This window comes from Micromonospora sp. NPDC007220, from assembly GCF_040634035.1.
In the GTDB taxonomy this organism is placed as follows: domain Bacteria; phylum Actinomycetota; class Actinomycetes; order Mycobacteriales; family Micromonosporaceae; genus Micromonospora; species Micromonospora reichwaldensis.
Genome location: NZ_JBEYEU010000007.1, coordinates 286,062 through 291,388, shown reverse-complemented (window position 1 = coordinate 291,388; position 5,327 = coordinate 286,062). Strand labels below are relative to the sequence as shown.

Sequence of the window (5,327 nt, the reverse complement as noted above, 5' to 3'; positions counted from 1 at the left end):
CAACACCCCCCGGATCATCCAAACGACAGGGGCAGTAAGTCATACCGGGCCGGGCGACCGAGGGTCCCCGGCTGGGGACGATCAAAAAGGTAACGTGGGGTTAGACCCGGGTGATCGTTAGGGCGTCGGTGGTGGGTGTCAGGTCGACGCTGACCGTGTCGCCGTCGCGGATCTGGCCCGACAGGAGTGCCTTGGCGAGTTGGTCGCCGATCGCCGTCTGGACCAGGCGGCGCAGCGGGCGGGCGCCGTAGATCGGGTCGTACCCGTGCTCGGCGAGCCAGACCCGGGCCGGCTCGGTGATCTCCAGGCCGAGTCGGCGGTCGGCGAGACGCTTGCGCATCCGGTCGAGCTGGATGTCGACGATCGCCCGCAGGTCGTCCCCGAGCAGAGCGGCGAAGACCACGATGTCGTCGAGGCGGTTGAGGAACTCCGGCTTGAAGTGCGAGCGGACCACCGCCAGGACGCCCTCCCGGCGCTGCTCTTCGGCCAGCGTCAGGTCGCCGATCACCGACGAGCCCAGGTTGGAGGTGAGGATCAGGATCGCGTTGCGGAAGTCCACCGTACGGCCCTGCCCGTCGGTGAGCCGGCCGTCGTCGAGCACCTGGAGCAGGATGTCGAAGACGTCCGGGTGGGCCTTCTCGACCTCGTCGAGCAGGATCACCGAGTACGGCCGGCGGCGCACCGCCTCGGTGAGCTGGCCGCCCTCCTCGTAGCCGACGTAGCCGGGCGGGGCGCCGACCAGCCGGGCGACGGAGTGCTTCTCGCCGTACTCGCTCATGTCGATGCGGACCATGGCCCGCTCGTCGTCGAAGAGGAACTCGGCGAGCGCCTTGGCCAGCTCGGTCTTGCCGACGCCGGTCGGGCCGAGGAAGAGGAAGCTGCCGGTCGGGCGGTCGGGGTCGGCGACGCCGGCCCGGGCGCGGCGGACCGCGTCGGAGACCGAGCCGACCGCCTCGGCCTGACCCACCACGCGGGTGCCGAGCGACTCCTCCATCCGCAGCAGCTTGGCGGTCTCGCCCTCCAGCAGCCGGCCGGCGGGGATGCCGGTCCAGGAGGCGACCACGGCGGCGATGTCATCCGCGCCGACCTCCTCCTTGAGCATCGCGCCCTCGGCCTGGAGCCGGGCCAGCTCCTCCTCGGCCTGCTTCAGCTCGGCCTTGAGGGCGGGAATCCGGCCGTAGCGCAGCTCGGCGGCCCGCTCCAGCTCGCCGTCGCGCTCGGCCCGCTCGGCCTCGCCGCCGAGCCGCTCCAGCTCCTCCTTGGCCGTGGAGAGCTTGGTGATGTGACTCTTCTCCAGCTGCCAGCGCTCCGACAGGACGGTGAGCTGCTCGCGCTTGTCGGCCAGCTCCTTGCGCAGCCGCTCCAGCCGCTCGGCGGAGGCCGCGTCCGGCTCCTTGGCCAGCGCCATCTCCTCGATCTCCAGCCGGCGCACCGCCCGCTCGATCTCGTCCACCTCGACGGGCCGGGAATCGATCTCCATCCGGAGCCGGGACGCGGACTCGTCGACCAGGTCGATCGCCTTGTCCGGCAGGAACCGGTCGGTGATGTAGCGGTCCGACAGGGCGGCGGCGGCGACCAGGGCGGCGTCGGTGATCCGTACGCCGTGATGCACCTCGTAGCGCTCCTTGAGCCCGCGCAGGATGCCGATGGTGTCCTCGATCGTCGGCTCGCCGACCAGCACCGGCTGGAAGCGCCGCTCCAGGGCCGGGTCCTTCTCGATGTGCTCGCGGTACTCGTCAAGCGTGGTCGCGCCGACCATCCGCAGCTCACCGCGGGCCAGCATCGGCTTGAGCATGTTGCCGGCGTCCATCGAGCCCTCGCCCTTGCCGGCGCCGACGACGGTGTGCAGCTCGTCGAGGAAGGTGATGACCTGCCCGTCGGAGTTCTTGATCTCCTCCAGGACGGACTTCAGCCGCTCCTCGAACTGCCCCCGGTACTGCGCGCCGGCGACCATCGCGCCCAGGTCGAGCGAGACGAGCTTCTTGTTCCGCAGCGACTCGGGCACGTCACCGGCGACGATCCGCTGGGCCAGGCCCTCCACGATGGCGGTCTTGCCGACGCCCGGCTCACCGATGAGCACCGGGTTGTTCTTGGTACGCCGCGACAGCACCTGGATCACCCGGCGGATCTCCGAGTCCCGGCCGATGACCGGGTCGATCTTGCCGTCGCGGGCGCTGGCGGTCAGGTCCACGCCGTACTTGGCCAGGGCCTGGTAGGTCTGCTCGGGGTCGGCGCTGGTGACCCGCCGGTCCCCGCCGCGCACCGACGGGAAGGCGGCGACGAGCGTCTCCTCGGTGGCACCGGCCGACTTCAGCGCGTTCGACACCGCGCCGCCCACCCGGGCCAGGCCGGCGAGCAGGTGCTCGGTGGAGGTGTACTCGTCGCCGAGCGTCCGGGCGATCTGCTCGGCAGCCCCGATGGCGTTGACGAACTCCCGGGCCAGGGTCGGCTCGGCGATGCTGGAGCCCCGCGCGGCGGGCAGGCCGTCGACCGAGCGCTGGGCCGCCCGGCGCAGCTCGCCGGGGTCGGCCCCGACGGCGCGCAGCAGGCCGGCGGCGGTCGAACCGTCGGTGTCCAGCAGTGACAGCAGCAGGTGCCAGGGCTCCACGGTCGCGTGGCCGCGCTGGTTCGCCAGCGCGACGGCACCGGTGATGGCCTCGCGGCTCTTGGTGGTGAGACGTTCCGTGTTCATGGGCTCCCCCGGATCGGCGTGTCCACTGGAAAGGACACAACCAGAGTTGAGCCTATTCCGCTCAACCCTGACCACGTGAGCTGACTCACACGTGTCCCGCGCGGCGGCCGAATTCTCCGGCCTTGAGGTCCGGCCCCTGGCGAGCCGAGCCGTCCGCATCGGTGGCGGAGAAGCACTGACAGATCACTCAGCGACAGGCGCGTCCTGACTGGATCCGCAGGTGACGGCGGGGAGTAGCCTGACCGCGTGCGCGTACGTGTCGAACAGACCGCCCTGCCTGGCATCGGGGTCCGTCACGATCTGCTGACGGAATCCGGCCGCCGCCTCGGCGTCGTCTCCCACCGCAATGGCCGCCGTGACCTCGTCCTGTACGACCCGGACGACCCCGACTCATGTCAGCACGACATACCGCTGACCGACGACGAGGCGGAGGCGCTCGCCGACATCCTCGGGGCGTCGCTGATGCTGGGCCAGCTCTCCGGGCTGCGCGACCAGGCCGCCGGGCTGCTCACCGAGCAGATCGCCATTCCGGCCGGGTCGAAGTACGTCAACCGGAAGCTCGGCGACACGCAGGCACGCTCCCGTACGAGCGCCTCGATCGTCGCGGTGCTGCGCCACGGCGAGGTGATCGCCTCGCCGGACCCGTCCTTCCGCTTCGCAGCCGGTGACGTGGTGGTCGTCGTCGGGACCCGCATGGGCCTCGACGGCGTGACAGCCATTCTCGCCGACAGCGACCCGGACGGCTGAGGCGCGGATGCACCACACGACAACACTGCTCATCGAAGTCGGCGCGCTGCTGTTCCTGCTCGGCCTGCTGGGTCGGCTGAGCCGCCGGATCGGCCTCTCACCCATCCCCCTCTACCTGCTCGCCGGGCTCGCCTTCGGGCACGGCGGCCTGCTCCCCCTCGCCGCCAGCGAGGAGTTCTTCGCGGTCGGCGCCGAGATCGGCGTGATCCTGCTGCTGGTGATGCTCGGCCTCGAATACTCGGCCAACGAGCTCGTCGGCAACCTGCGCGCCGCGGCCCCCGCCGGGCTGATCGACGGGCTGCTCAACGCGCTGCCCGGGGCGGCGTTCGCACTGCTGCTCGGCTGGGACTGGGTCGCCGCGCTGGTGCTCGCCGGCATCACCTGGGTCTCCTCGTCGGGTGTCATCGCCAAGGTGCTCGCCGACCTCGGTCGCCTCGGTAACCGGGAGACGCCGGTGATCCTCTCGGTCCTGGTGATCGAGGACCTGGCCATGGCGCTCTACCTGCCCCTGCTGACGGCCGTGCTGGCGGGCACCGGCCTGCTCGGCGGCGGGATCGCGCTCGGCGTGGCGGTCGGCACCGTGCTCCTGGTGCTGGTGGTCGCCATCCGGTACGGCAACCTGATCTCCACCGCCATGTCGGCGAAGGACCCGGAGGCGCTGCTGCTCGGCGTACTCGGGATGACCCTGCTGGTGGCCGGCATCGCGGCGAAGCTCCAGGTGTCGGCGGCGGTCGGGGCGTTCCTGGTCGGCATCGCGCTCTCCGGGCCGGTGGCGCACAACGCCACGGAGTTGCTCACGCCGCTGCGTGACCTCTTCGCGGCGGTCTTCTTCGTCTTCTTCGGGCTGGTCACCGATCCCCGGGACATCCCGCCGGTGCTGCTGCCCGCGCTCGCGCTGGCCATCGTCACCATGGCGACGAAGACCCTCACCGGCTACCTGGCGGCCCGCCGCGTCGGCATCGGCGAACCCGGTCGATGGCGCGCCGGCCTGGGGCTCGTGCCACGGGGTGAGTTCTCCATCGTCATCGCGGGCCTCGCGGTGGCAGCCGGCAGCGTCGAGCCGAAACTGGCGGCGCTCGCCACGGCGTACGTGCTGATCACCGTGGTGACCGGGCCGATGCTGGCACGGCTGCCCGACTTCGCGTGGTTCAAGCGCTGGCTCCGGCAGCGCGGCGCCGCGCAGCGGGCCCAGCCGGCACCCGTGGCGGACTGATCGACGTTGGCCGAGGGCCGCATCGACCGTACGGTCGGGTCGGCCCTCGGCCAACGGATGTCGAATTGCTCCGCGCGGGGTCTACCGCCGATCAGCGCTCCGGGTTACCGTTTCGCCCCAGCAGCCAGAGCTCGCGGGTGGCCGACGCCCGCGCGGGCTCAGAGCGGAAGGTTGGCCGGTGAGCGTGCAGGAGTCGACGTTCCACGGCTTCGCCAACCCCGTCGACCCGACCCCCGCCGAGTTGCGGGCGTGGGCCTACCAGCCGGACTCCGTACCGCTGACCTCGATGCCGCCGGACTGGGACCTGCTGGTCTCCGGTGACCGGCTGGTGGCGGTGCTCTTCGCCCTGGCCATGGACCCGGCCTGCCCGGCGCGCCGGTTCGCGCTGCACTGCCTCTACATCTACGCCGCCGACGGCATCCGGACGAACTTCCGCGCCCACCCGAAGCGGCGCTTCCGCAAGCTCGTGGAGCAGGCCGAGCGCGACGGCGACGACCTGATGCGCACCTGGGCGTACAACAGCCGGGCGCTGCTGGCCCGCCCGGAACTCTTCGTCTACCGGGACTGGTGCGAGGGCGGCCTGGTCCGGGAGAACCGCCGCATCGCCTGAGCAACGCAGGCATCGTCCGACGACGACCGGGCCACAGCCCCGCACGGGCGTCCCGGCCCACACCC

4 protein-coding genes are annotated in these 5,327 nt (G+C 71.5%); 3 read left to right on the top strand and 1 reads right to left on the bottom strand.

The window, feature by feature from the left end; translation table 11 throughout:
- Window positions 1-100: 100 nt before the first annotated feature.
- Window positions 101-2,692: an ATP-dependent chaperone ClpB gene (gene clpB, locus ABZ573_RS17020; RefSeq protein ID WP_358118931.1), complete on the bottom strand. Its 2,592-nt coding sequence runs from the start codon at window positions 2,690-2,692 to the stop codon at window positions 101-103.
- Window positions 2,693-2,938: 246 nt separating this feature from the next.
- On the opposite strand from clpB, the gene ABZ573_RS17015 reads away from it, so the two are divergent.
- The 3 genes from ABZ573_RS17015 to ABZ573_RS17005 all read left to right on the top strand — a co-directional run bounded on the left by ABZ573_RS17015 (window position 2,939) and on the right by ABZ573_RS17005 (window position 5,262).
- Complete coding sequence (locus ABZ573_RS17015) at window positions 2,939-3,439, top strand: TrkA C-terminal domain-containing protein (protein WP_151455886.1); 501 nt, start codon at window positions 2,939-2,941, stop codon at window positions 3,437-3,439.
- A 7-nt stretch (window positions 3,440-3,446) separates the two neighbouring features.
- Window positions 3,447-4,652: a cation:proton antiporter gene (locus ABZ573_RS17010; protein ID WP_151455885.1), complete on the top strand. Its 1,206-nt coding sequence runs from the start codon at window positions 3,447-3,449 to the stop codon at window positions 4,650-4,652.
- Between the two features lie 178 nt (window positions 4,653-4,830).
- Window positions 4,831-5,262 carry a hypothetical protein gene (locus ABZ573_RS17005; protein ID WP_151455884.1) on the top strand — a complete coding sequence of 144 codons (432 nt, stop codon included), beginning with the start codon at window positions 4,831-4,833 and terminating at the stop codon, window positions 5,260-5,262.
- Window positions 5,263-5,327 lie beyond the last annotated feature (65 nt).